This is a genomic window from Streptomyces sp. NPDC003248 (genome assembly GCF_055563235.1).
This window is the reverse complement of sequence record NZ_JBVHDT010000004.1, coordinates 246,778-271,622: the sequence shown is the minus strand read 5'-3', so window position 1 is coordinate 271,622 and position 24,845 is coordinate 246,778. Positions and strand designations below refer to the sequence as shown.

Below are 24,845 nucleotides of genomic sequence, written 5' to 3'. Positions count from 1 at the left end.
CCGAAACAGTCGAAAGGAACTCCCATCATCACCCGGCAGACTCCGCCCCCGCTGGCGGAACTCTCCACGCTGGCCTCCCTAGGCACCCTGCCCGAACTTGCCCGCCAGCTTTCCGGCCTGGGCGGCTGCACCCGCCCCGTTCGCCTCGACGGCCACCGCACCGAGTACGACGTCGACACCCGTACGGGCGAGATCGGCAGCGTCCTGCACCACCTCGACTCGACCGCCCTGCCCGCCGGTCACCTCCTGGTTCGCTGCAACAACCGGCGGGCTACCCGTTGTGCGGCCTGCGCCGAGGGCTACCGCCGCGACACCTACCACCTGATCACCGCCGGATTGCGCGGTGGCAAGGGCACCCCCGACCAGGTCGCCACCCACCCGCGCGTCTTCGCCACCTTCACCGCCCCCGGCTTCGGCCCGGTCCACAACCGCCGCACCGACGGCCGCCCTTGCCGCTGCGGCACCCACCACGACCAGGACGACGCCGTCCTCGGCACCCCGCTCGACTCGGACCGCTACGACTACGAGGCCGCCGTGCTCTGGAACGCGCACGCCGGGGCTCTCTGGCGGCGCTTCTCGATCTACCTCCGCAGGGAGGTCGCCAAGCGCGCCGGCCTCACCCAGCGGACCTTCCGCCACCACGCCCGCATCTCCTTCGCCAAGGTCGCCGAGTACCAGAAGCGCGGCGCCGTCCACTTCCACGCCGTCATCCGCCTCGACGGCCCGGAAGGCGCGGATACCTCGCCCCCGCACTGGGCCACCGCCGAGCTGCTCACAGACTCCATCCACGCCGCCGCGACCGCCGCACGTATCGACGGCCCGGTCGTCGACGGACGGGCCCACACCTTCACCTTCGGGCGTCAGCTCGACGTCCGTACGATCCGCTCCGCCGACTTCGACGGCGGCCAGGAACTGACCGAACGGGCCGTAGCGGCGTACATCGCCAAGTACGCCACCAAGGGCGCCGAGACCGCGACGGGAGCCCTCGACCGACCGCTGAAGTTCGCCGCCGAACTCGCCCAGCTCGACATCAGCGACCACGCCCGCCGCCTCATCCGCACCACCTGGGCCCTCGGAGCCCGCAAGGATCTCGAACACCTCCGCCTGCGCGCCTGGGCCCACATGCTCGGCTTCCGCGGCCACTTCTCCACCAAGTCCCGCCGCTACTCCACCACCCTCGGCGCCCTCCGCACCGCCCGCGCCGACTGGCGACGGGCCCAGACGGCTCCGTCCGTCCCGCGGGACGGCGACAGCACGCTCGTCCTCGCTCACTGGGTGTTCGCCGGCACCGGCCTCAGCGCTGCGGAGAGCTGGCTCGCCGCATCCCTCGAACCTGCCATCGGAACGGAAGGAGAACCGACATGGACCACCGTCACGACGAGCTGATGACTGTCCGCCAGGTGCTCGACGAACTGGGCGGAGTCTCCCGCCGCACCTTTTACCGCTGGCGGGAGCTGGGGCTGGGGCCTGAGGCGTTCAAGCTCCCCAACGGAGAGCTCCGAATCTGGCGGAGCGACTTCGCCACGTGGCTGCGACAGCTGGAGGCGGCGGCGTGAAGTCTCTCGACGTGAAGGTCTGGGGCGTCCGAAAGCGGGACACCAAAACGCCCTCGTACGGCGTCCGCTGGTCCGTGGCAGGCAACGTCTTCTCCGAGTCCTTCCGCACCAAAGCGCTCGCCGACCACTACCGCACGAAGCTCATGCGGGCGATGCGCGACGGCGAGGAGTTCGACACGGAGTCGGGCCTTCCGGCCTCGATGGAAGAGAAGAAGTCGGCCGTGTCGTGGTACGCCTTCGCCCTGAGGTACCTCGCCATGAAGTGGCCCCACGCCGCCCCCAACACACGGGACGGCATCAACGAATCGCTCACCAGCGTGACGGTGGAACTCCTCGACGACCGCGCCGGACGTCCGTCTGATGAGGCGATCCGCAAGGCACTTCGCAGCTGGGCCTTCGTCTTACCGGGGCCCGACGACCGGGAAGTCCCGGACGACGTGCGGAACGTTCTCCACTGGGTGTCCAAGGCCTCTCGACCGCTCGCTGATCTTGCTGAGCCCGCCACGGCCCGCGCGGTTCTCGACTCGCTGAAGCTCAAGCTCGACGGCACGGCAGCGGCGGCGGAAACCGTGCGGCGTAAGCGTCGGACGCTCGTCAACGCCGCGAACTATGCGGTCGACCTGGGGGAGCTGCGCGAGAACCCCGTCACGGCGGTCCGGTGGCAGAAACCGAAGGTGTCCAACCAGGTGGACCCTCGGGTCGTCGCCAATCCTGAGCAGGCTCGCAACCTCCTGGCTGCCGTCTCCTATGTGGGCGGATACCGGCGTGCCCGCGGTCGTCGCCTCGTGGGCCTGTTCGCCGCCATGTACTTCGGTGGCCTCCGGCCGGCGGAAGCGGTCGGCCTCGTCGAGACGGATTTGATCCTCCCCGACCAGGGCTGGGGCTCAGCACTGCTCCACCGGACCCGCCCGTCGGTCGGTAAGCAGTGGACCGACTCGGGGGAGACCCACGACGACCGTGGGCTGAAGAACCGACCGACCGAGGACGTGAGGCGCGTGCCGATCCCGCCTCATCTCGTCGCCGTGCTCCGCGAGCACCTGGCCACCTTCGGCACGGCGGAAGACGGTCGGCTCTTCTTCAGCGAGAAGGGTTCGGTCGTCCCGTCCTCGACCTACTACCGCGTGTGGCAGGAAGCCCGGCTCCTGGCGCTCCCACCGGCCGTCGCGGCCTCGCCGCTCGCGAGTAGGCCGTACGACCTCCGCCACTCGGCGCTGTCGACGTGGCTCAACGCCGGCGTTGACCCCACCGAGGTGGCCGAGCGCGCCGGCAACAGCGTCGAGGTCCTGCTGACCCGCTACGCGAAGTGCCTCGACGGACGGCAGGACGTCGCCAACCGGCGCATCGAGGGCCTGTTGCGTGAATACGAGTGATCGCACGGAACCCGGGCCTCATACTTCCGGCGTGGACATATCCGACGATGGCCAAAAGCTCGATCCTGAGTGGGTGGAGGCCGGTAACAACGTATGCGGTGTCCTGCGCGGTTGCCGGGACGCCTCTGCGGTGACCCGACACTTCGTGCGGACGGGGTGGAGTTCGAGGTCGTCTTCCTGGCACGGCTACGAGGTCGAAAACAGTTGGTGCCGGTTGGAGGTCGAGCCGATCGAGGGTCCGGACGTTCTGCTGAGCGGAGTCGTAGACCCTCAGCGTTTTGACGAGCTCGGCGGCGTACTCCTCTGCCTTGGTTTGAGCTACTCCCTGGAGCTCTACGAGGGAGACGAGACCCTGGTTCGCGAGATCCGAGTGTGATCACTGAGCCCACGTGCGAGGCCCCTGGCATCTTGGCCAGGGGCCTCGTCCTCTGCGCTGTCCTTCAGCTCGCCCCGGGGGCCTGAACTCGCTCAGCGGCGAGTAGCCGCTCCAGATGTTTCCGCGAGCTGTCGAGCGTGATGAGCATTTGCATACGAGCCTGCTCGAAGTTCGGGTCGACCTCAACGCCGAGATCATGGCGCAGTGCGACTCTCAACAGGTACACGCCATCGGACAGCGGACCGCTGAACCATGTCTTCGCCCGCTCGTATGCCCCCTCGAGGTCGGAGCTGATCGGCAGCTGCTTGACGACTGAGTACCCGACACCGAGCGCCCTGTTGAGGGTCGAAGCCACTTCCAGGACGTCCTTCGACAGTGCCATCTGCGCCTGTGAGTACTGGTCGGCCCAAGCATCCTTTGCGGCGTCGAGGGCTGCCGGCTCGCTGCTCTCACCACGCTCGGCTGCTCGGACTGCGTCTCGGGCGGCGACCCGGTAAGCGCGAGCCGCAGTGTTCAGCTGGGCATAGAGATCGCGCTTGGCTTGCAGCGCCTGCTCGGTGCGTTCTTGTGCCCGTTCGCGGTCGGCGCGCTGGTTCTGCTCCGCCGCTTGGGCCCGGCTGGCGCGCTGGCTGAGCACTGCTCCGCCCAGAGTTCCGCCCAAAGTTCCCCCGACGCTGATGAGCGCGACGGCAAGGGTGGTCATGTCCACGAGATCCCCCAACTCGTCCATGCGACTGCTCGTGGAGCAGTCTGCTCGACTTTAAGGGCATCACCTGCGGGAATGCTCCAAGATCCCGTCCACGCCTCGTCCACAGCCCCCGACATACGCCCGCTCCGAGCCGCACACGCCTGCACATACGCGAAGACCCCGTCCTCAGCGTTTTCGCTGGTGGCGGGGTCTTTGGGCACCTGATCCAAGGTGCCCCCGGCAGGATTCGAACCTGCGCACACGGCTCCGGAGGCCGTTGCTCTATCCCCTGAGCTACGGGGGCGTGCCCCCGAACTTCAGGGGCTGTGTGGCCTTGAGCTGCTCGCTCGCGGCGACGGGTAGAACACTACCAGCTCTGTCGGGGTGGTCAGGAACGGGTTTCCGTGAGTCGGGGGACGCAGGTCCCGAGGTCGGTGCGCCGGAGTCGCAGGGGTGGCGGGCCCCGGGTCCCCCGCACGGGGTGGAAGTGGGGAAAACCCGGACGCGGTGGCCGGTCTCGACCTACTCTCGAGGTGTGTCAGGCGCGTCCGGCCGGGTGCTTGTTGTGGACGACAACAAGGTCATCCGGCAGCTGATCAGGGTCAATCTCGAGCTGGAGGGCCTCGAGGTCGTGACCGCGTCCGATGGTGCCGAGTGTCTGGATGTCGTTCATCAGGTTCGGCCCGATCTTGTGACCCTCGATGTCGTCATGCCCCGGTTGGACGGGCTGCGGACGGCGGCGCGGCTGCGTGCCGATCCGCTCACCCGTGATCTTCCTCTCGCGATCATCAGCGCCTGCACCCGGTACGAGGTCGAGGCCGGCCTCGACGCGGGCGTCGACGCCTTCCTTCCCAAGCCCTTTGAGCCCGACGAACTCGTGGCCCTCGTACGCAGCCTGCTGGAGGGGAAGCGTGGAGAGGGCGGCGGGGGAGCGGAGGACGGCGTGGGGGCAGGGACGGGAACAGGGGCAGGGGCGGGTACGGGGAGTGTGACGGGGAACTTGTCCGGCGCCGAGTAGGACGGGCCCCCGGGCACCGTCCACATCCCGGACCCTCCCCGAACCGGCTCGCCCACCCACCCCCCTCCTCCCCTACGCTTGTCCCGTGACCCCCGTCGAGCTGTCCCGTACCGTGCTGCGCGCGGTGCGTCGTGCCGTCGATGCCGGGGAGCTGGGGGTGGCGGTGCCGTCGCGGGCCGTGGTCGGGCCGCCCGGGCCCGGGGGGAGCGGGGACTACGCCACCAACATCGCCCTCCAGCTCGCGCGTCCCGCCGGGCAGCCGCCGTTGCGGGTCGCGGAGGTGCTGCGGGCCCATCTGGCGGGCGAGGCCGGCGTCACGGGGGTGGAGATCACCGGGCCGGGGTTCCTCAACATCAGGGTCGATCACACGGCCGCCGCCGTGGCGCTCGTCGAGCGGATACGGGAAGAGGGGGAGCGATACGGGCACGGCGACGCCCTCGCCGGGCGGGTCGTCGAGCTGCGGGTGCCCTTCGACGTGCGCGCCGAGGTCCTGGCCGACGCGCTCGCGCGGATCGTCGGCTCGCAGGGCGGGCGCGTCGAGGTCAGGCATCGTGAGCCGGTCAACCTGCGGCCCGTCCCGGCCCCGGAGGACCCCGCTCCGCTCGGGCCCGACGCCGTTCAGTGGGCCCTGCTCCACCCCGCCCCGCACGACCGGCCCCGCGTCAGCGCCGACCATCTGGTCCAGCGGGAGGGCAATCCGCTCTTCCGCGTCCGGTACGCCCACGCCCGCACCCGCGCCCTCGTTCGCAACGCCGCCGACCTCGGGTTCACCGCCGAGCCCGGCGACCCCTGCGGGCCGGCGGACATCCGGGAGCTGGTCGCCCTGCTCGCCGACCATCCCCGCATCCTCGCCACCGTCGCCGCCGTTCCGCACCCGGACGGCATCGCCACGCCCTCCCGCCTCACCCGGCACCTGGTCGCCCTCGCGGACGCCACCCTCGTCCTGCTGCCCACCGTCCTGCCCCGCGGTGAGGAGAAACCCTCGGCCGCCCACCGCGCCCGGCTCGCGCTCGCCGAAGCCGCCGGGACGGTGCTGGCCGGCGGCCTGACCCTGCTCGGCATCGACGCACCCGATCACCTCTGAAAGAGCACGTTCACGATGAGCCGTTCCGCACACCCCGCCGGGCCCCGTCACGCCGACGTCCTCCCCGAAGGGCACCACGCGGCCCCGCCCGCCGACCTCAACACCCTCGACCCCAAGGTGTGGGCGCAGACCGTCACCCGCACCGCCGACGGCGTCGTCACCGTCGGCGGGGTCGACGTCAAGACGCTCGCCGAGCAGCACGGCACGCCGGCGTACATCCTCGACGAGGCCGATTTCAGGGCGCGGGCCCGGGCCTGGCGTGTCGCCTTCGGGGGCGACGCCGACGTCTTCTACGCCGGGAAGGCGTTCCTGTCCCGCGCCGTCGTGCGGTGGCTGCACGAGGAGGGGCTCAACCTCGACGTCTGCTCCGGCGGCGAGCTGGCCACCGCCCTCTCCGCGGGCATGCCCGCCGACCGCATCGCCTTCCACGGCAACAACAAGTCGGTGGAGGAGATCCGCCGCGCGGTGGAGGCCGGTGTCGGGCGGATCGTGCTCGACTCCTTCCAGGAGATCGTGCGGGTGGCGCACATCGCGCAGTCGCTGGGCAGGCGGCAGCGGGTGCAGATCCGGATCACCGTCGGGGTGGAGGCCCACACCCACGAGTTCATCGCCACCGCCCACGAGGACCAGAAGTTCGGGATCCCGCTGGCCGGCGGGCAGGCCGCCGAGGCCGTACGGCGTGCTCTCCAGCTCGACGGTCTCGAGCTGATCGGCATCCACAGCCACATCGGGTCGCAGATCTTCGACATGTCCGGCTTCGAGGTCGCCGCCCACCGGGTCGTCGGCCTGCTGAAGGACGTCCGCGACGAGCACGGGGTGGAACTGCCGGAGATCGACCTCGGCGGCGGGCTCGGGATCGCGTACACCAGCGACGACGACCCCCGCGAGCCGCACGAGATCGCCAAGGCGCTCACCGAGATCGTGACGCGCGAGTGCGAGGCCGCCCGCCTGCGCACACCGCGGATCTCCGTCGAGCCGGGGCGCGCCATCGTCGGCCCGACCGCCTTCACGCTGTACGAGGTCGGCACCATCAAGCCCCTCGACGGGCTGCGCACCTACGTCTCCGTCGACGGCGGCATGTCGGACAACATCCGTACCGCGCTCTACGACGCCGAGTACAGCATCGCCCTGGTCTCCCGGACCTCCGACGCCGAGCCGATGCTGGTCCGCGTGGTCGGCAAGCACTGCGAGAGCGGGGACATCGTCGTGAAGGACGCGTTCCTGCCCGGGGACCTGGCACCGGGTGACCTGATCGCGGTGCCCGCCACGGGGGCGTACTGCCGGTCCATGGCGAGCAACTACAACCACGTCCTGCGTCCGCCCGTCGTCGCCGTGCGCGACGGCGAGGCGCGGGTCGTCGTCCGGCGCGAGACCGAGGAGGACCTGCTGCGGCTCGACGTCGGGTGAGGCGGGGGACGCCGGGGAGCGGGAGAATTCCCGTGGACGCCGGGGCGGAAGATCTCCTGTCTGCCGCCCTGTGGAAATGAAATCAATGTCTCACGATCCGGACCGAGGGCAGAAACTGCGGTCCGGTGAGTGAGACTGGAGCAACCGTAGACGGTATGAGGAAACGAGGTCGGATGATGCGTACGCGTCCGCTGAAGGTGGCGCTGCTGGGCTGTGGAGTGGTCGGCTCAGAGGTGGCGCGCATCATGACGACGCACGCCGACGACCTCGCCGCGAGGATCGGCGCCCCCGTCGAGCTGGCGGGCGTCGCGGTGCGGCGGCCCTCCCGGGTGCGCGAGGGCATCGACCCGTCCCTCGTCACCACCGACGCCACCGCGCTCGTCAAACGCGGCGACATCGACGTCGTCGTCGAGGTCATCGGGGGCATCGAGCCCGCCCGTACCCTCATCACCACCGCGTTCGAGTACGGCGCCTCCGTCGTCTCCGCGAACAAGGCGCTGCTCGCCCAGGACGGCGCCGCCCTGCACGCGGCCGCGGACGAGCACGGCGAGGACCTCTATTACGAGGCCGCCGTCGCTGGCGCCATCCCGCTGATCCGGCCGCTGCGCGAGTCCCTCGCCGGCGACAAGATCAACCGCGTGATGGGCATCGTCAACGGCACGACCAACTTCATCCTCGACAAGATGGACAGCACGGGGGCGGGGTACCAGGAGGCGCTGGACGAGGCCACCGCCCTCGGGTACGCGGAGGCCGATCCGACCGCCGACGTCGAGGGCTTCGACGCCGCCGCCAAGGCCGCCATCCTCGCCGGGATCGCCTTCCACACGCGCGTGCGCCTCGACGACGTCTACCGCGAGGGCATGACCGAGGTCACCGCGGCCGACTTCGTCTCCGCCCGGGAGATGGGCTGCACCATCAAGCTGCTCGCCATCTGCGAGCGGGCGGCCGACGGGGGGTCCGTCACCGCGCGGGTGCACCCCGCCATGATTCCGCTGACCCACCCGCTCGCCTCCGTGCGCGGCGCGTACAACGCCGTGTTCGTGGAGTCGGACGCGGCGGGACAGCTGATGTTCTACGGCCCCGGCGCGGGCGGTGCGCCCACCGCCTCGGCCGTGCTCGGCGACCTCGTCGCCGTGTGCCGCAACCGGCTCAGCGGGGCGACGGGGCCCGGCGAGTCGGCGTACGCCGCCCTGCCCGTCTCGCCGATGGGAGATGTGGTCACCCGCTACCACATCAGCCTCGACGTGGCGGACAAACCGGGCGTTCTCGCCCAGGTGGCCACCGTGTTCGCCGAGCACGGCGTATCCATCGATACGGTGCGCCAGCAAGGACGGCAGGACGGGGGCGACGACGCCTCCCTCGTCGTCGTCACCCACCGCGCGTCCGACGCCTCCCTGACCGGGACCGTCGAGGCGCTGCGCAAGCTCGACACCGTGCGGGGTGTCGCCAGCATCATGCGGGTTGAAGGAGAGTAACCAGCAATGACCCACCAGTGGCGCGGAATCATCGAGGAGTACCGGGACCGGCTGCCGGTATCCGACAGCACGCCCGTCGTGACGCTCCGCGAGGGCGGCACGCCCCTCGTGCCCGCGCAGGTGCTCTCCGAGCGCACCGGCTGCGAGGTCCACCTCAAGGTCGAGGGCGCCAACCCGACGGGGTCCTTCAAGGACCGCGGCATGACCATGGCCATCACCCGGGCCAAGGAGGAGGGCGCGAAGGCGGTCATCTGCGCCTCCACCGGCAACACCTCCGCCTCCGCCGCCGCGTACGCGGTGCGCGCCGGGATGGTCTCGGCCGTCCTGGTCCCGCAGGGCAAGATCGCCCTGGGCAAGATGGGGCAGGCCCTCGTGCACGGCGCGAAGATCCTCCAGGTCGACGGCAACTTCGACGACTGCCTCACGCTGGCCCGCGAGCTGAGCGACAACTACCCCGTGGCGCTGGTCAATTCGGTCAACCCGGTGCGGATCGAGGGCCAGAAGACGGCCGCGTTCGAGATCGTGGACATGCTCGGCGACGCGCCCGACATCCATGTCCTGCCGGTCGGCAACGCGGGCAACATCACCGCGTACTGGAAGGGGTACCGGGAGTACGCCGCCGACGGCGTGGCCGCGAAGACCCCCCGGATGTGGGGCTTCCAGGCGTCCGGCAGCGCCCCGATCGTGCGCGGCGAGGTGGTCAAGGACCCGTCGACCATCGCCACCGCGATCCGGATCGGCAACCCCGCCTCCTGGCAGTACGCGCTGGCCGCGCGGGACGACTCCGGCGGCCTCATCGACGAGGTGACGGACCGTGAGATCCTGCGCGCCTACCGGCTGTTGGCCGCGCAGGAGGGCGTCTTCGTGGAGCCCGCGTCCGCCGCGTCCGTGGCCGGTCTGCTCAAGGCCGCCGAGCAGGGCAAGGTGGACCCGGGGCAGACGATCGTGTGCACCGTCACCGGCAACGGCCTGAAGGACCCCGACTGGGCCGTCGCCGGCGCCCCGCAGCCGGTCACCGTCCCCGTCGACGCGGTGACCGCGGCCGCGCGCCTCGGCCTCGCCTGACGAGCCTCGCCGGCCCGGCTCGCCCGTCAGCCCCGGCTCGCCCGGCCGACCTCGCCCGAAGAGCCTCGCCTGACGGGCCGGTCCTGACGGGCCGGGCCTGACGGGCCGGGCCTGACGGGCCGGGCCTGACGAACCGGGTGCCCCTTCGGGGGCACCCCCGCCGGGGTGTCCTCGTCAGGGGTGCACGGGGGGCTTGAGACACGCATCGTGCGCCGCCTGTGCGCCCTATGTCGCCACAGAACCTTCCTTCGATAGGCTGTACCGAACCCGCCCCGCATATGCCCGTGCATAGCGCGCGGCCGGTGAGGGGCCGCGCCCGCCGCGAACGGCCCGTGGGTCCTCGTACGTCATCGAATGTCATTCGACCATCACGCAGCTCAAGGAGAGTCAACGAGCGATGGCCGGTCCAGCGTTCCGCGCCGCCGCCGTCCGGGTGCGCGTCCCCGCCACCAGCGCCAACCTCGGTCCGGGCTTCGACGCCCTGGGCCTCGCGCTGGGGCTCTACGACGACGTCGTCGTCCGGGTGGCCGACTCCGGGCTGCACATCGACATCGCGGGTGAGGGCAGCGAGACGCTGCCGCGCGACGAGAAGCACCTCCTCGTCCGCTCCCTGCGCACCGCCTTCGACGCCCTGGGCGGCCAGCCGCGCGGCCTGGAGATCGTCTGCGCCAACCGCATCCCGCACGGCCGCGGCCTCGGCTCCTCCTCCGCCGCCATCTGCGCCGGCATCGTCGCCGCCCGCGCCGTGACCATAGGCGGCGAGTCCAAGCTCGACGACACCGCCCTGCTGGAGCTCGCCACCGAGATCGAGGGCCACCCCGACAACGTCGCGGCCTGTCTGCTCGGCGGCTTCACCCTCTCCTGGATGGAGGCGGGCGCCGCGCGGGCCATCAGGATGGAGCCCTCCGATTCCATCGTTCCGGTGGTTTTCGTGCCCGGTAAGCCGGTTCTGACCGAGACCGCCCGCGGTCTGCTCCCGCGCACCGTGCCGCACGTCGACGCCGCCACCAACGCGGGCCGCGCCGCCCTGCTCGTCGAGGCCCTGACCCGGCGCCCCGAGCTGCTGCTGCCCGCCACCGAGGACCGCCTCCACCAGGAGTACCGCGCGCCCGCCATGCCGGAGAGCGCGGCGCTGGTGGAGCGGCTGCGCGCCGACGGGATCCCCGCGGTGATCTCCGGCGCCGGCCCCACCGTGATGGCGCTGGCCGACGCGGGCACGGCCGACAAGGTCGAAGCCCTGGCCGGCGAGGACTGGGCGGCCAACCGGCTGAGCCTGGACCTGCGGGGCGCGAGCGTGCTCCCGCTCGCGCCCTGACACACGGTTGCCGGATTTCGAGAGGGGGAATGTTTGTTGGATCCGGTAGTGTTAACCTCAAGTCTGCACCCGACCCCACCATGGCGAGGTGCTTCGTGTCCCCGTCCGGGACAGACATTCTTCCGGGAGCTCCCCAAGCCGCACTGTGTTCCGTACGTCGTACCTGGGCAGTACGCCGTACAGCGACGCTGAGCGGTCCGCCGGGCACGCTCCGGAATCGGTGCGACCGCGCCACGTGACACCGGGTGTCACGGCTCGTCGAGGAAGCGCCATCACCAGAAATCTCTTCCGCCGCTTTGGCGGACCACCGCCCCGGCTTCGCCACAGCAAGGACCGAAGTCGGACAGCACAACCGGTCGCCGAGCCAGACAGGCCGACGTCCGCTCCAGGGAAGGACCCTTCGTGAGCGACACCACCGATCTGATGGGCGCACGTGTCGAGGAGACCGCTGCCGCGCCCGCCACGGACGCCTCCGCGCCTGCCACCGGTGCCGGCTCCCGGCGGCGCCGCGGTACCGGCCTCGAGGGCATGGTGCTGGCCGAGCTGCAGCAGGTCGCATCCGGCCTCGGCATCAGGGGCACCGCGCGCATGCGCAAGAGCCAGCTGATCGAGGTCATCAAGGAGGCGCAGGCTTCCGGTGGCGCCCCGGCCGCGAAGGCCGAAGCCCCCGCCGAGACCAAGCCGAAGCGCCGCGCCACCTCCAAGGCGCGCACGGGCGAGGACGCCGCCGAGAAGAAGGCGGACGCCGCCCCGGCCGAGGCCCCCGCCGAGAAGGCCGTGGCCCAGCAGCAGATCGAGATCCCCGGTCAGCCGGCCGGGGGGAACGACGCCCCCACCGAGCGCCGCCGTCGCCGCGCCACCGCCGAGGCGGGCAGCCCCGAGACCGTCACGGCCGAGGCCAAGAGCGCCCCCAAGGCCGAGACCCCGGTCCAGACCGAGCAGGCCGCCCCGCCGCAGGCCGACGGCAAGACCGACGCCGACGGCGCCGAGGGCCGTCGCCGCGACCGCCGTGAGCGCGGCCGTGACCGCGACCGCGACCGCCGCGGCAAGGGCGACGACCAGCAGGGCCAGGGCGGTCAGCGCCAGCAGCAGAGCCAGCAGCAGGGCGGCGGCCGCCAGGACCGCAACGCCGGTCCGCAGGACGACGACGACTTCGAGGGCGGCCGCCGGGGCCGTCGCGGCCGCTACCGCGACCGCCGTGGCCGCCGTGGCCGCGACGAGATCGGCACCGCCGAGCCGCAGATCGCCGACGACGACGTCCTGATCCCCGTCGCGGGCATCCTGGACATCCTCGACAACTACGCCTTCATCCGTACGTCGGGCTACCTGCCGGGCCCCAACGACGTGTACGTCTCCCTCGCCCAGGTCCGCAAGAACGGCCTGCGCAAGGGCGACCACCTCACCGGCGCGGTCCGTCAGCCGAAGGAAGGCGAGCGGCGCGAGAAGTTCAACGCGCTGGTGCGCCTGGACTCCGTCAACGGCATGGCGCCCGAACACGGCCGCGGCCGCCCGGAGTTCAACAAGCTCACCCCGCTCTACCCGCAGGACCGCCTCCGCCTGGAGACGGACCCGGGTGTGCTGACGACCCGGATCATCGACCTCGTGTCGCCGATCGGCAAGGGCCAGCGCGGTCTGATCGTGGCCCCGCCGAAGACCGGCAAGACCATGATCATGCAGGCGATCGCCAACGCGATCACCCACAACAACCCCGAGTGCCACCTGATGGTCGTCCTGGTCGACGAGCGTCCGGAAGAGGTCACCGACATGCAGCGGTCGGTCAAGGGCGAGGTCATCTCCTCGACCTTCGACCGCCCCGCCGAGGACCACACCACGGTCGCCGAGCTCGCCATCGAGCGCGCCAAGCGCCTGGTGGAGCTGGGTCACGACGTGGTCGTGCTGCTCGACTCGATCACCCGCCTGGGCCGCGCCTACAACCTGGCCGCGCCGGCCTCCGGCCGCATCCTGTCCGGTGGTGTCGACTCCACGGCCCTGTACCCGCCGAAGCGCTTCTTCGGTGCCGCGCGCAACATCGAGGACGGCGGCTCGCTGACCATCCTCGCCACCGCGCTCGTCGACACCGGGTCCCGCATGGACGAGGTGATCTTCGAGGAGTTCAAGGGCACCGGCAACATGGAGCTCAAGCTCGACCGGAAGCTCGCCGACAAGCGCATCTTCCCGGCGGTGGACGTCGACGCGTCCGGCACCCGCAAGGAGGAGATCCTGCTCGGTGCCGAGGAGCTCGGCATCGTCTGGAAGCTGCGCCGGGTGCTGCACGCGCTCGACCAGCAGCAGGCGATCGAGCTGCTGCTCGACAAGATGAAGCAGACGAAGTCGAACGTCGAGTTCCTGATGCAGATCCAGAAGACGACGCCGACGCCGGGCAACGGCGACTAGTCGCTCCGCTCGGAGAGCCGGAGAACTTCGGTCGTCGGGCAGCCGCAGGCCTGCCTGTGGCTGGTCGCGCAGTTCCCCGCGCCCCTTTGGGGGCGCCAGGGCCGTCCCCTTCGGGGGCGGCCCTTTCGGCTGTTCAGGAGCACGGTACGATCACGCCCTTCGGTCATGTATTCGACCGTGTACTCCGTGAACATCTGATCCCGAGGGGGGACTTGTGGGTACACCCACGCCCGGGGGCGGCCGGCACAGACGCCGGATACGGATCGCCCTGCCCGTCGCCGCGGCCACGGTCGCCGCCGCCGTCGCCGGCGCGCTGTTCCTGTCGTCCGCCCAGGCGGCCGAGGCACCGCCGGCGCCCGCCCGCGGCACGGTGCTGTCGTCCGAGGCACTCCAGGAGCTCGCCGCCGTCGCCGTCGCCGGCGACGACACCCCCGGAGAGACCTCCAAGGCGTCCCTGAGCGCCGACAGCAGCGCGAGCAGCACCGAGAGCAGCAGCGAGAGCAGCACCGAGAGCAGCAGCGCCGGCAGTGTCGACGCGAAGATCATCGGTGGCGCCACGACGACCCTCACCACCGCGCCGTGGATGGCCCAGCTCTGGTACGGCGACGACCGGGGCACCACCAGCACCAGCGACGACATCGGCTTCTTCTGCGGCGGCGCGGTCGTCGCCCCGACGAAGATCCTCACCGCCGCGCACTGCGTCAAGGGCTACGACTGGCACGCCAACGGCTTCGTCGTCACCGGCACCACGCAGCTGATCTCCGCGGACGGCGACCTGCACGGCGGCACCGCCATGGGCGTCTGGCGCCAGTGGAACCACCCGTCGTACAGCGCGACGACCATCGACAACGACGTCGCCGTCCTGACGCTGCCCGCCCCGGTCAAGGCCACGCCGATCCGGATGACGACCAACCTGGACTCCGCGTCCTACGCGGCGGGCACCACGGCCACGGTCTACGGCTGGGGCCGCACCAGCTCCGCCACGCAGGACATCTCCGAGACGCTGAAGGCCGCCGAGCTGCCGATCCAGTCCAACGCCGCCTGCACGGCCTACTACGGCGTCGACTACATCAAGGGCCACATGGTGTGCGCGGGCACGCCCGCCACCGGCAGCGACACCGGCACCACCTCCGCCTGCAACGGCGACTCCGGCGGCCCGCTCGTCGTCAAGAACGCGGCCGGCGAGGACAGGATCGTCGGCGTCGTCTCCTGGGGCGTGAAGGACTGCGTCGAGAGCGGCGCCTACAGCGTCTTCGCCAAGATGTCCACGTACGTCATCCCGGTCTATCCGCGCGTCGACGACACCAACCTCAGCGGCGACCACCTGGCCGACCTGTGGGTGCGCAACTCCTCCGACAAGACCGGGTACGAGATCGACTCCAAGGGCACCTCGCTGGCCGCCCGCGAGTCCTGGGGCACCTGGAGCGGCTACAACCTCGTCCTCCAGACCGACCTCGACCGGGACGGCTACCAGGACCTGATGCTGCGCCGCGCCTCCGACGGCGACGTCTTCTGGAAGCACTACGTGCCCTCCAGCGGCACCTGGGCCACCAAGCTGATCGGCGACAACTGGAAGACCCGCCGGACGATCGTCACCCCCGGTGACGTCACCGGCGACTACCTGCCGGACATGCTCGCCGTCGACGCCTCCGGCATCCTGTGGATCTACCCCGGCAAGGGCACCGGCGCCTTCTCCGCGCCCGTGAAGGTCGGCAGCGGCTGGAGCCAGTACGACGTCGTGCGCGGCCACGGCGACTTCACCAACGACGGCAAGACCGACCTGATCGCCCGCAACTCCAGCACCGGCGCGGTGTACCTGTACCCGGGCACCGGCACCGCCGGCACCACCGCGTTCGGCGCGCGGATCAAGGTGACGACCTGGAGCAAGACGACGTACAACGCCTTCGACGCCGTCGGTGACGTCAGCGGCGACGGCATCGCCGACTTCCTGGCCCGGACCCCCGCCGGCACGCTCTACCTGTACAAGGGCACCGGCAAGGCGAGCACCGCGGCCTTCGCCGCGCGGATCTCGCTCGGTACGTCGTTCAAGCAGTACGACCTCTTCGCCTGACGTCGCCTGACGCCACCGACGTCGTCCTAGGTCGTGCACGTCGCCGGTGAGCGGGGTGCGCCCCGTCCCGCCGTCCGAGCACGCTCCGCGCCCGGCCCTCCGAGGCCGGGCGCGGTCCGTTGTGCGCCCCCTCCCGACTTTCGCCCCCCGGCGGGGTGGGGTGACGATGGTGAGCATGCCCGCCGAGAGCACGCCGGAGCCCGGCACACCGGGCGGGACCGGCGCAACCGACCGGTCCGGCGGCGGTGGTCCGCGCCGGGGCGCGCGAGGCCGCCGCAGGGCGCTGACGGCCGCGGCATGGACGGCGGCGGGCATCGTCGCCCTCGGCGGCACCGGGACGGGCTACCTCTACGTCCGGCTCAACGGCAACATCGCCAGCGTCGACATCGACCGCCTGCTGGGCGCCGACCGCCCCGCCAAGGCCGACAACGGCTCCGAGAACATCCTCGTCCTCGGCTCGGACACCCGCTCCGGTCCCAACGGCGAGCTCGGCGGCGGCACCGACGACGGCAGCGCCCGCTCCGACACGGCGATGATCGTCCACGTGTACGAGGGCCGCCGGGAGGCCGGCGTGGTCTCCCTCCCGCGCGACACCCTCGTCGACCGCCCGGCGTGCACCGACGCCGAGGGCGTCACCCACCCCGCCGCGACGGACGTGATGCTCAACTCGGCGTACACCACCGGCGGCGCGGCCTGCGCGGTGAAGACCGTCGAGTCGCTCACCGGTCTGCGCATGGACCACTACCTGGAGGTCGACTTCGCCGGCTTCCGCACCCTCGTCGACGAGCTCGGCGGGGTCGAGGTCACCACCACCCAGGACATCCGGGACCCCGGCAGCCACCTGGACCTGAAGGCCGGCACGCACCGGCTGGACGGCGAGCGGGCCCTCGCCCTGGTCCGCACCCGGCACGGCGTCGGCGACGGCTCCGACCTCGGCCGCATCCAGCTCCAGCAGGCCTTCCTCAAGGCCCTGGCCGAGCAGGTCGGGAAGATCGGCCTGTTCACCGGCGGCACCCGGCTCTACGACCTCGCCGACACCGCCACCAGGACCCTCACCACCGACTCCGGCCTGGGCTCCCTCAACGCCCTGATGTCCTTCGCCGACGGCCTCCGGGACATCGACGCGTCCCGCATCACGACGGTCACCCTGCCCGTCCGCTACGACCCGGCCGACCCCAACCGGGTCGTCGTCCGGGAGCAGCAGGCCCGGCAGGTCTGGAAGGCCCTCCGGGACGACCGGCCCGTCCCCGGGACGGCCACGCGGGGCACGGCCACCGGGGAGGCGCAGGACGTGGTCGGCGCCCCGTGAGGGGTGCCGGGACGCCCCGGGAATACACGAGGGCCGCCCCCGGTTTTGGGGGATGGCGCCAGTCCTGGCAGACTGGTACGTCGGCTCCGGTTCACGCTGTCGCACCCCGCGACCGCGACCCGGCGCCCTCCCGAAACCTAGGAGACACCTTGAAGCGCGACATCCACCCCGCGTACGTCGAGACGCAGGTCAGCTGCACCTGCGGCGCGTCGTTCACCACCCGTAGCACCATCGAGTCCGGCGCCATCCGGGCCGATGTCTGCTCCGAGTGCCACCCGTTCTACACGGGCAAGCAGAAGATCCTCGACACCGGTGGCCGTGTGGCCCGCTTCGAGGCCCGCTTCGGCAAGGCCGCCGGCTCCAAGAAGTAGCGAGCCCCTGGGGCCGAAAGGCCCTGTCGCCGGTCCACGGCCGCGCCCCGCCCGGGGAGCGCCGGGACCGGCGTTTTTGGTCGCCCGCCTTCCCTTCCGTACGCAGCACAGGAGCCAGAGATGTTCGAGGCCGTCGAGGAACTCGTCGGTGAGCACGCCGACCTGGAGAAGAAGCTCGCCGACCCGTCGGTCTTCGCCGACCAGGCCAACGCGCGCAGGCTGAACAAGCGCTACGCCGAGCTCACCCCGATCGTCGCCACGTACCGCTCCTGGAAGCAGACCGGCGACGACATCGACACCGCGCGCGAGTTCGCCGCCGACGACCCGGACTTCGCCGCCGAGGTCAAGGTGCTGGAGAAGCAGCGCGAGGAGCTGACGGAGAAGCTGCGCCTGCTGCTGGTGCCGAGGGACCCGAGCGACGACAAGGACGTCATCCTGGAGATCAAGGCGGGCGCCGGCGGCGACGAGTCCGCGCTCTTCGCGGGCGACCTGCTGCGCATGTACCTGCGCTACGCCGAGCGCGTCGGCTGGAAGACCGAGATCATCGACGCCACCGAGTCCGAGCTGGGCGGCTACAAGGACGTCCAGGTCGCCGTGAAGACCAAGGGCGGCCAGGGCGCCACCGAGCCCGGCCAGGGCGTCTGGGCCCGGCTGAAGTACGAGGGCGGGGTGCACCGGGTGCAGCGCGTCCCGGCGACCGAGTCCCAGGGCCGGATCCACACCTCCGCCGCCGGTGTGCTCGTCACGCCCGAGGCCGAGGAGGTCGACGTCGAGATCAACGCCAACGACCTGCGCATCGACGTCTACCGCTCCTCCGGGCCCGGCGGCCAGTCCGTCAACACCACCGACTCCGCCGTGCGCATCACGCACATTCCCACCGGAGTCGTCGCCTCCTGCCAGAACGAGAAGAGCCAGTTGCAGAACAAGGAGCAGGCGATGCGTATCCTGCGCTCCAGGCTCCTCGCGGCGGCACAGGAGGAAGCGGAGCGGGAGGCCGCCGACGCCCGGCGCAGCCAGGTCCGCACCGTCGACCGCTCCGAGAAGATCCGCACCTACAACTTCCCGGAGAACCGCATCTCCGACCACCGGGTCGGCTTCAAGGCCTACAACCTGGACCAGGTCCTGGACGGCGACCTCGACGCGGTGATCCAGGCCTGCGTCGACGCGGACTCGGCGGCGAAGCTCGCCGCCGCGTAAGGCGCACGTACGCACGACGAGTACGACACGGAGGACTTGCGTGAACCTGCTGCTCGCGGAGGTGGCCCAGGCCACCCAGCGGCTGGCCGACGCCGGCGTGCCCTCGCCGCGCAACGACGCGGAGGAGCTCGCCGCGTTCGTGCACGGTGTGAAGCGCGGTGAACTCCACTCCGTGAAGGACTCCGACTTCGACGCCCGGTACTGGGAGGTCATCGCCCGGCGCGAGCAGCGCGAGCCGCTCCAGCACATCACCGGGCGGGCCTACTTCCGCTACCTGGAGCTCCAGGTCGGGCCGGGCGTCTTCGTGCCGCGGCCGGAGACCGAGTCCGTGGTCGGCTGGGCCATAGACGCCGTCCGGGCCATGGACGTCGTCGAGCCCTGCATCGTCGACCTGTGCAGCGGCTCCGGCGCCATCGCACTGGCTCTCGCCCAGGAGGTGCCGCGCTCGCGCGTGCACGCCGTGGAGCTGTCCGAGGACGCCCTGGTGTGGACCCGCAAGAACGTGGAGGGGTCCAGGGTCGACCTGCGCCAGGGCGACGCCCTGACGGCCTTCCCGGACCTCGACGGCCAGGTCGACCTGGTCATCTCCAACCCGCCGTACATCCCGCTCACCGAATGGGAGTACGTCGCCCCCGAGGCGCGGGACTACGACCCCGACATGGCCCTGTTCTCCGGCGAGGACGGCCTCGACCTCATCCGCGGTCTGGAACGGACCGCACACCGGCTCCTGCGCCCCGGCGGCGTCGTCGTGATCGAGCACGCCGACACCCAGGGCGGCCAGGTGCCGTGGATCTTCACCGAGGAGCGGGGCTGGGCCGACGCGGCCGACCACCCCGACCTCAACAACCGCCCGCGCTTCGCGACGGCCCGCAAGGCACTGCCGTGAGCGCCACCCCGCATTCCCACCCCCAGCAGTACGTGCACGAGGAGGCCCGCTAGACATGGCTCGGCGATACGACACCAATGACGCGACCGACCGCGTGACGGGTCTGCGCGAGGCCGCGTCCGCCGTCCGCCGCGGCGAGCTGGTGGTCCTCCCCACCGACACGGTCTACGGCATCGGCGCCGACGCGTTCTCCAAGGAGGCCGTGGGCGACCTGCTCGAGGCCAAGGGCCGGGGCCGCAACATGCCCACCCCCGTCCTGATCGGCTCCCCGAACACGCTCCACGGTCTCGTCACCGACTTCTCGGAGCTGGCCTGGGAGCTGGTCGACGCCTTCTGGCCCGGCGCGCTCACCCTCGTCGCCCGGCACCAGCCGTCACTCCAGTGGGACCTGGGCGACACCCGGGGCACGGTGGCGGTGCGCATGCCGCTGCACCCGGTCGCCATCGAGCTGCTGACCGAGGTCGGCCCCATGGCCGTCTCCTCGGCGAACCTCACGGGCCACCCCGCGCCGGAGAACTGCGACTCCGCCCAGGGGATGCTCGGCGACTCCGTCTCCGTCTACCTCGACGGCGGTCCCACCCCCGGCAACGTCCCGTCCTCCATCGTCGACGTCAGCGGCGACGTGCCCCTGCTGCTGCGCGCGGGCGCCATCGGCGAGGACGAGCTGCGGAAGGTCGTACCCGACCTCGAGGTGGCGAATTGACAGCCCCTGACGCGGGGCGTGGCATAGGCAGCGGAGTACGCGCTGCGGAAGAGACGACGACGTTCGGGTTCCCGCGCGACACCTTCCGCATCCTCCACGTCAGCACCGGCAACGTCTGCCGCTCGCCGATCACCGAGCGGCTGACCCGGCATTTCGTGTCGCAGCGGCTCGGGATCCTGGGCGGCGGGCTGATCGTGGAGAGCGCGGGCACCTGGGGCCACGAGGGCGCGCCCATGGAGGCCAACGCGGAGACCGTGCTGGCCGACTTCGGCGCCGACGCCTCCGGCTTCACCGGCCGCGAGCTCCTCGACGACCACGTCATCCGGGCCGACCTCGTCCTGACCGCCACCCGCGACCACCGTGCCCAGGTCATCTCCATGGGGCACTCGGCGGGGCTGCGCACCTTCACCCTGAAGGAGTTCACCCGTCTGGTGGACGCGATCGACCCGGCCACGCTGCCCCCGCTGGAGGACGGCGTGGTGATGCGCGCCCGCGCCCTGGTGCGCGCGGCGGCGGCGCTGCGCGGCTGGCTGCTGGCGCCGACGGCGGAGGCGGACGAGGTGTACGACCCGTACGGGGCGCCGCTGCCGTTCTTCCGGTCGATCGGCGACGAGATACACCAGGCGCTGGACCCCGTCGTCACGGCGCTCACCGGGGTGCCGGCGCGGATGTAACCCCACCCGCCGGCACCGCCCCCCACCGACGCCCGCCTCGCCTGCCTGTGTCCGCCCGGCGCCGGCCCCTCGTGGCGCCCCGCCCGGGCCCGTTTCTGCGGTGTCCGTCCCGCGCGGCGCGAGGTCCGCCGGCGTCCGCCCGCCCGAACCCGGCGTCCGCCCGCCCGAACCCGGCGTCCGCCCGCCCGAACCCGGCGTCCGCCCGCCCGTACCCGGCGTCCGCCCGCCCGTACCCGGCGTCCGCCCGCCCGGACCCGGCGCCCGGTCCTCCGGCGTTCGCCCCGGTAGCGCCCCTTCCAGGTCCGCCCGTGCGCCACGAATTGCTTCCGGTCGTCGACACCGGGCGTCCCCGGCCTCCCCGGCCTACATTGGACCTACGCCACCGTCGCCGCCCCGGAGTCCAGCGGGAGTCCACCATGCCGGTCACCCATGCCCCAGAGGCCGACGTCCTGCAACGGCAGGACCCCGAGCTCGCCGGGATCCTGCTCGGGGAGCGGGAGCGGCAGGCGTCGTCGCTGCAACTGATCGCCGCCGAGAACTTCACCTCGCCGGCCGTGCTGGCGGCACTCGGCTCCCCCCTGGCCAACAAGTACGCGGAGGGCTACCCGGGGGCCCGGCACCACGGGGGCTGCGAGATCGTCGACGTGGCCGAGCGGCTCGCCGTGGAGCGGGCCAGAACGCTGTTCCACGCCGACCACGCCAACGTACAGGCTCACTCCGGGTCGTCGGCGGTGCTGGCCGCCTACGCCGCGCTGCTGCGCCCCGGGGACACCGTCCTCGCCCTCGGGCTGCCCGACGGCGGCCACCTCACGCACGGGGCCCGCACCAACTTCTCCGGCCGCTGGTTCGACTTCGTCCCCTACGGGGTGGACGCCGAGACCGGGCTGATCGACCACGAGCAGGTGCGGACGCTGGCCCGCAGCCACCGGCCCAAGGCGATCGTGTGCGGGTCCATCTCCTACCCCCGCCACATCGACCACGCCTTCTTCCGGGAGGTCGCCGACGAGGTCGGCGCCTACCTCATCGCCGACGCCGCCCACCCGATCGGGCTCGTCGCCGGGGGAGCGGCCCCCTCCCCGGTGCCGTACGCGGACGTCGTCTGCGCCACCACGCACAAGGTGCTGCGCGGGCCGCGCGGCGGGATGATCCTGTGCGGCGCGGAGCTGGCGGAGCGGGTGGACCGGGCGGTGTTCCCGTTCACCCAGGGCGGGGCGCAGATGCACACGATCGCCGCGAAGGCGGTCGCGTTCGGCGAGGCGGCGACACCGGCGTTCGCCGCGTACGCCCATCAGGTGGTCGCCAACGCGAGGGTTCTCGCGGCCGGGATGGCGGCCGAGGGCTTCGCCGTCACCACCGGCGGGACCGACACCCACCTCGTCACCGCCGACCCGGCGCCCCTCGGCGCCGACGGACGCACCGCGCGGGGCCGGCTGGCGGCGGCCGGGATGGTGCTGGACTGCTGCGCCCTGCCGCACGGCGCGGCCGTCGGGGGCGCGGCCGCCGCCCGCGGCCTCCGGCTGGGCACGGCCGCGGTGACCACGCAGGGCATGGGCGAGGAGGAGATGACCCGGATCGCCAAGCTGATGGCGGGGGTGCTGCGGGACGACGTCGAGGTGCGGGCGGTGCGCGAGGAGGTGCGGGAACTGGCCCGGGCCTTCCCGCCGTATCCCGGCTGAACCGGGGTAGGCGCGCATCCGTACAGCCACCCGTGCAACCATCGTGGCTACCCGGAAGTCCCCAACCATATGCGGCCGTCGCTAGGGTGTGGGGCTGAGATGGCCAGCGAGACCTGTGGGGAAGCCCGTGCGTGAATACCTGCTGACGCTCTGCATCACGGCCGCGGTGACGTATCTGCTGACAGGGCCGGTACGGAAGTTCGCGATCGTGGCCGGGGCGATGCCGGAGATCAGGGCCCGTGACGTGCACCGGGAACCCACTCCGCGGCTCGGCGGGATCGCCATGTTCTTCGGGCTGTGCACGGGCCTGCTGGTCGCCGACCACCTCACCAACCTCAACCAGGTCTTCGAGACGTCGAACGAGCCGCGCGCCCTGCTCTCCGGGGCGGCGCTGATCTGGCTGATCGGCGTCCTGGACGACAAGTTCGACATCGACGCCCTGATCAAGCTGGGCGCGCAGATGATCGCCGCCGGCGTCATGGTCATGCAGGGTCTGACGATCCTGTGGCTGCCGATCCCCGGCGTCGGCACGGTCGCGCTGACCCAGTGGCAGGGCACCCTGCTGACGGTGGCGCTGGTCGTCATCACCATCAACGCGGTCAACTTCGTCGACGGCCTGGACGGCCTGGCCGCCGGCATGGTGTGCATCGCCTCGGCGGCGTTCTTCATGTACGCCTACCGCATCTGGTACTCGTACGGCATCGAGGCCGCCGCCCCCGCGACCCTGTTCGCGGCGATCCTGATGGGCATGTGCCTGGGCTTCCTGCCGCACAACATGCACCCGGCGCGGATCTTCATGGGCGACTCCGGGTCGATGCTGATCGGGCTGGTCCTGGCCGCGGGCGCGATCTCGGTCACCGGGCAGGTCGACCCGGACGTGATGAACCTGTTCTCCGGTTCGGAGCGCAACACCGTGCACCAGACGGTGCCCGTCTACATCCCGCTGCTGCTGCCGCTGACGATCATCGCGATCCCCGCCGCCGACCTGATCCTGGCCATCGTGCGCCGCACCTGGCGCGGCCAGTCGCCGTTCGCGGCGGACCGCGGACACCTGCACCACCGGCTGCTGGAGATCGGCCACTCGCACAGCCGCTCGGTGCTGATCATGTACTTCTGGTCGGCGCTGATCGCGTTCGGCGCGCTGACCTACTCGGTCAACTCCGCGTCCATGTGGATCGTCCTGGGCGTCGTGATCCTCAGTGCGATCGGGCTGGTGCTGCTCCTGCTGCCGCGCTTCACGCCGCGCGCCCCGCGCTGGGCCGAGGCCTTCGTGCCGCCGCGCTACCGGCGCCGCAAGGTCCTGCCCGAGACGGCGGCGGCGGTCGTGGCCGAGGGGGACGGCCCGGCGGAGGAGGAGCCGGCCGAGGAGCCGGAGGAGCCGCGTACGCCGGTCGCCGTCGGCGTCTCCGGGGTCAACGGGGCGACCGCCGTGGGACCTCGTTCGCGTACCGCCTCACGCACCACAAGGTAAGAATCTGACGAGAGCATTGCCAAGTCGTGGGGAAGCCGCGGGGTGGCAAAGCGCCCTAATACCAGACAAGAGGGCGCTGTATCTGCACAGACGCGCACTGTCACTCTCATGTGTGACAGCAAGCACACCATCCAGGTAAAGACCTCATCAAATAGTTTGTGATACGGTTCACGAGAACCCGGGATAGAGCCGAAGGACCGTAGTGCGACGGTCCAAAGGTGTGAGGTCTTCACCCCCTCGGACCGGGACTACGCTCGTCCATGACGACACCCTGCCCCCTTTGAATGCGGAGTTGCCGCCATGCCGTCCAACGACGTCCGGAACCTTGTGCAGACCGCCGTGCCCACGGCCGCGGTCGGCGTGGTCACCGTTGCCGTCAGTGGTGTGGTGGCCGGCGGCAAGGGTGCGATCGGGGCGGCCGTCGGCGTGCTGATCGCCGTCCTCTTCATGGGTATCGGTCTGTACGTCCTGCAGTGGACGGCAAAAACGCTCCCGCAGTTGTTCCAGGCCATGGGGCTGATGCTCTACGTGGCTCAACTCCTGCTTCTCATGATCTTCGTGGCCCTCTTCAAGGACACGTCCCTCTTCAACCCGAAGGCGTTCGCGCTCGCACTCGTCGTCTCGACCGTCGTGTGGATGGCCGCACAGGCCCGTGCGCACATGAAAGCCAAGATCTTCTACGTCGATCCGGACTCCGAGAAGAGCGACAAGCCCGAGAAGTCAAGGTCCTCGTCGTGAG

22 protein-coding genes and 1 tRNA gene are annotated in these 24,845 nt (G+C 71.3%); 21 read left to right on the top strand and 2 right to left on the bottom strand.

The window, feature by feature from the left end:
* The first annotated feature begins 51 nt into the window (after positions 1 to 51).
* From ACZ3KJ_RS12865 to ACZ3KJ_RS12850, 4 genes are read left to right on the top strand one after another with little or no spacing between them, the layout of a single operon-like run.
* Complete coding sequence (locus ACZ3KJ_RS12865; RefSeq protein WP_467526822.1) at positions 52 to 1,386, top strand: replication initiator; 1,335 nt, start codon at positions 52 to 54, stop codon at positions 1,384 to 1,386.
* Entirely contained in the window at positions 1,362 to 1,556 is a 195-nt protein-coding gene (locus ACZ3KJ_RS12860) for a helix-turn-helix transcriptional regulator (protein WP_069926930.1), read from the top strand. Before ACZ3KJ_RS12865 ends, ACZ3KJ_RS12860 begins: the two co-directional genes overlap by 25 nt.
* Positions 1,553 to 2,926: a tyrosine-type recombinase/integrase gene (locus ACZ3KJ_RS12855; protein ID WP_467526545.1), complete on the top strand. Its 1,374-nt coding sequence runs from the start codon at positions 1,553 to 1,555 to the stop codon at positions 2,924 to 2,926. Before ACZ3KJ_RS12860 ends, ACZ3KJ_RS12855 begins: the two co-directional genes overlap by 4 nt.
* A gap of 31 nt (positions 2,927 to 2,957) precedes the next feature.
* The gene (locus tag ACZ3KJ_RS12850) at positions 2,958 to 3,302 is read left to right on the top strand and encodes a hypothetical protein (protein WP_467526544.1); all 345 of its coding nucleotides are present in this window, start codon (positions 2,958 to 2,960) and stop codon (positions 3,300 to 3,302) included.
* 64 nt (positions 3,303 to 3,366) lie between these two features.
* On the opposite strand, the gene ACZ3KJ_RS12845 is transcribed toward ACZ3KJ_RS12850, so the two are convergent.
* Positions 3,367 to 4,032 carry a hypothetical protein gene (locus ACZ3KJ_RS12845; protein ID WP_467526543.1) on the bottom strand — a complete coding sequence of 222 codons (666 nt, stop codon included), beginning with the start codon at positions 4,030 to 4,032 and terminating at the stop codon, positions 3,367 to 3,369.
* A gap of 190 nt (positions 4,033 to 4,222) precedes the next feature.
* A tRNA-Arg gene (locus ACZ3KJ_RS12840) sits at positions 4,223 to 4,294 on the bottom strand.
* Between the two features lie 183 nt (positions 4,295 to 4,477).
* Between ACZ3KJ_RS12840 and ACZ3KJ_RS12835 the strand changes: the two genes are divergently transcribed.
* The 17 genes from ACZ3KJ_RS12835 to ACZ3KJ_RS12755 all read left to right on the top strand — a co-directional run bounded on the left by ACZ3KJ_RS12835 (position 4,478) and on the right by ACZ3KJ_RS12755 (position 24,844).
* Positions 4,478 to 5,008 (top strand): response regulator, encoded by a 531-nt coding sequence (locus tag ACZ3KJ_RS12835; RefSeq protein ID WP_467526542.1) that lies wholly within the window; start codon positions 4,478 to 4,480, stop codon positions 5,006 to 5,008.
* A gap of 85 nt (positions 5,009 to 5,093) precedes the next feature.
* Positions 5,094 to 6,092, top strand: coding sequence for an ArgS-related anticodon-binding protein NrtL (gene nrtL / locus ACZ3KJ_RS12830; protein ID WP_467526541.1), 999 nt, complete (start codon positions 5,094 to 5,096; stop codon positions 6,090 to 6,092).
* A gap of 15 nt (positions 6,093 to 6,107) precedes the next feature.
* Positions 6,108 to 7,499: a diaminopimelate decarboxylase gene (gene lysA / locus ACZ3KJ_RS12825; protein WP_467526540.1), complete on the top strand. Its 1,392-nt coding sequence runs from the start codon at positions 6,108 to 6,110 to the stop codon at positions 7,497 to 7,499.
* Positions 7,500 to 7,675: 176 nt separating this feature from the next.
* A complete protein-coding gene (locus tag ACZ3KJ_RS12820) occupies positions 7,676 to 8,974 on the top strand; it encodes a homoserine dehydrogenase (protein WP_401693616.1) in 1,299 nt (432 codons plus the stop codon).
* Between the two features lie 6 nt (positions 8,975 to 8,980).
* Positions 8,981 to 10,039, top strand: coding sequence for a threonine synthase (gene thrC, locus ACZ3KJ_RS12815; protein WP_389514203.1), 1,059 nt, complete (start codon positions 8,981 to 8,983; stop codon positions 10,037 to 10,039).
* A 397-nt stretch (positions 10,040 to 10,436) separates the two neighbouring features.
* Positions 10,437 to 11,354, top strand: a complete 918-nt coding sequence (gene thrB / locus ACZ3KJ_RS12810; RefSeq protein ID WP_467526539.1) for a homoserine kinase — start codon at positions 10,437 to 10,439, stop codon at positions 11,352 to 11,354.
* A gap of 402 nt (positions 11,355 to 11,756) precedes the next feature.
* Positions 11,757 to 13,748, top strand: coding sequence for a transcription termination factor Rho (gene rho / locus ACZ3KJ_RS12805; protein ID WP_467526538.1), 1,992 nt, complete (start codon positions 11,757 to 11,759; stop codon positions 13,746 to 13,748).
* Between the two features lie 214 nt (positions 13,749 to 13,962).
* On the top strand, positions 13,963 to 15,819 hold the full coding sequence (locus tag ACZ3KJ_RS12800; RefSeq protein WP_467526537.1) for a trypsin-like serine protease: 1,857 nt from the start codon (positions 13,963 to 13,965) through the stop codon (positions 15,817 to 15,819).
* Positions 15,820 to 15,994: 175 nt separating this feature from the next.
* Positions 15,995 to 17,128: an LCP family protein gene (locus ACZ3KJ_RS12795; RefSeq protein ID WP_467526536.1), complete on the top strand. Its 1,134-nt coding sequence runs from the start codon at positions 15,995 to 15,997 to the stop codon at positions 17,126 to 17,128.
* Positions 17,129 to 17,277: 149 nt separating this feature from the next.
* Positions 17,278 to 17,499: a 50S ribosomal protein L31 gene (gene rpmE / locus ACZ3KJ_RS12790; RefSeq protein ID WP_010040182.1), complete on the top strand. Its 222-nt coding sequence runs from the start codon at positions 17,278 to 17,280 to the stop codon at positions 17,497 to 17,499.
* A gap of 120 nt (positions 17,500 to 17,619) precedes the next feature.
* Positions 17,620 to 18,696 carry a peptide chain release factor 1 gene (gene prfA, locus ACZ3KJ_RS12785; protein WP_389514212.1) on the top strand — a complete coding sequence of 359 codons (1,077 nt, stop codon included), beginning with the start codon at positions 17,620 to 17,622 and terminating at the stop codon, positions 18,694 to 18,696.
* Positions 18,697 to 18,736: 40 nt separating this feature from the next.
* Positions 18,737 to 19,582 (top strand): peptide chain release factor N(5)-glutamine methyltransferase, encoded by an 846-nt coding sequence (gene prmC / locus ACZ3KJ_RS12780; protein ID WP_385061671.1) that lies wholly within the window; start codon positions 18,737 to 18,739, stop codon positions 19,580 to 19,582.
* A gap of 55 nt (positions 19,583 to 19,637) precedes the next feature.
* Positions 19,638 to 20,285, top strand: coding sequence for an L-threonylcarbamoyladenylate synthase (locus ACZ3KJ_RS12775; RefSeq protein WP_385061669.1), 648 nt, complete (start codon positions 19,638 to 19,640; stop codon positions 20,283 to 20,285).
* Entirely contained in the window at positions 20,282 to 20,959 is a 678-nt protein-coding gene (locus ACZ3KJ_RS12770) for an arsenate reductase/protein-tyrosine-phosphatase family protein (protein WP_385061667.1), read from the top strand. The genes ACZ3KJ_RS12775 and ACZ3KJ_RS12770 overlap by 4 nt, the downstream gene beginning before the upstream one ends.
* A 416-nt stretch (positions 20,960 to 21,375) precedes the next feature.
* Positions 21,376 to 22,635: a serine hydroxymethyltransferase gene (locus tag ACZ3KJ_RS12765; protein WP_389514215.1), complete on the top strand. Its 1,260-nt coding sequence runs from the start codon at positions 21,376 to 21,378 to the stop codon at positions 22,633 to 22,635.
* A gap of 127 nt (positions 22,636 to 22,762) precedes the next feature.
* A complete protein-coding gene (locus ACZ3KJ_RS12760) occupies positions 22,763 to 24,106 on the top strand; it encodes an MraY family glycosyltransferase (RefSeq protein ID WP_467526535.1) in 1,344 nt (447 codons plus the stop codon).
* Positions 24,107 to 24,406: 300 nt separating this feature from the next.
* Positions 24,407 to 24,844, top strand: a complete 438-nt coding sequence (locus tag ACZ3KJ_RS12755; protein WP_467526534.1) for a hypothetical protein — start codon at positions 24,407 to 24,409, stop codon at positions 24,842 to 24,844.
* The last annotated feature ends 1 nt before the right edge of the window (position 24,845 follow it).

What these genes read in the sequence shown, in the direction of transcription:
- ACZ3KJ_RS12845 (WP_467526543.1), bottom strand. Translation starts at nt 4,032, where the DNA reads ATGGACGAGTTGGGGGATCTCGTGGACATGACCACCCTTGCCGTCGCG.
- ACZ3KJ_RS12860 (WP_069926930.1), top strand. Translation starts at nt 1,362, where the DNA reads ATGGACCACCGTCACGACGAGCTGATGACTGTCCGCCAGGTGCTCGAC.
- ACZ3KJ_RS12755 (WP_467526534.1), top strand. Translation starts at nt 24,407, where the DNA reads ATGCCGTCCAACGACGTCCGGAACCTTGTGCAGACCGCCGTGCCCACG.
- thrB (WP_467526539.1), top strand. Translation starts at nt 10,437, where the DNA reads ATGGCCGGTCCAGCGTTCCGCGCCGCCGCCGTCCGGGTGCGCGTCCCC.
- ACZ3KJ_RS12795 (WP_467526536.1), top strand. Translation starts at nt 15,995, where the DNA reads ATGCCCGCCGAGAGCACGCCGGAGCCCGGCACACCGGGCGGGACCGGC.
- prfA (WP_389514212.1), top strand. Translation starts at nt 17,620, where the DNA reads ATGTTCGAGGCCGTCGAGGAACTCGTCGGTGAGCACGCCGACCTGGAG.
- lysA (WP_467526540.1), top strand. Translation starts at nt 6,108, where the DNA reads ATGAGCCGTTCCGCACACCCCGCCGGGCCCCGTCACGCCGACGTCCTC.
- thrC (WP_389514203.1), top strand. Translation starts at nt 8,981, where the DNA reads ATGACCCACCAGTGGCGCGGAATCATCGAGGAGTACCGGGACCGGCTG.
- ACZ3KJ_RS12775 (WP_385061669.1), top strand. Translation starts at nt 19,638, where the DNA reads ATGGCTCGGCGATACGACACCAATGACGCGACCGACCGCGTGACGGGT.
- ACZ3KJ_RS12765 (WP_389514215.1), top strand. Translation starts at nt 21,376, where the DNA reads ATGCCGGTCACCCATGCCCCAGAGGCCGACGTCCTGCAACGGCAGGAC.
- ACZ3KJ_RS12820 (WP_401693616.1), top strand. Translation starts at nt 7,676, where the DNA reads ATGCGTACGCGTCCGCTGAAGGTGGCGCTGCTGGGCTGTGGAGTGGTC.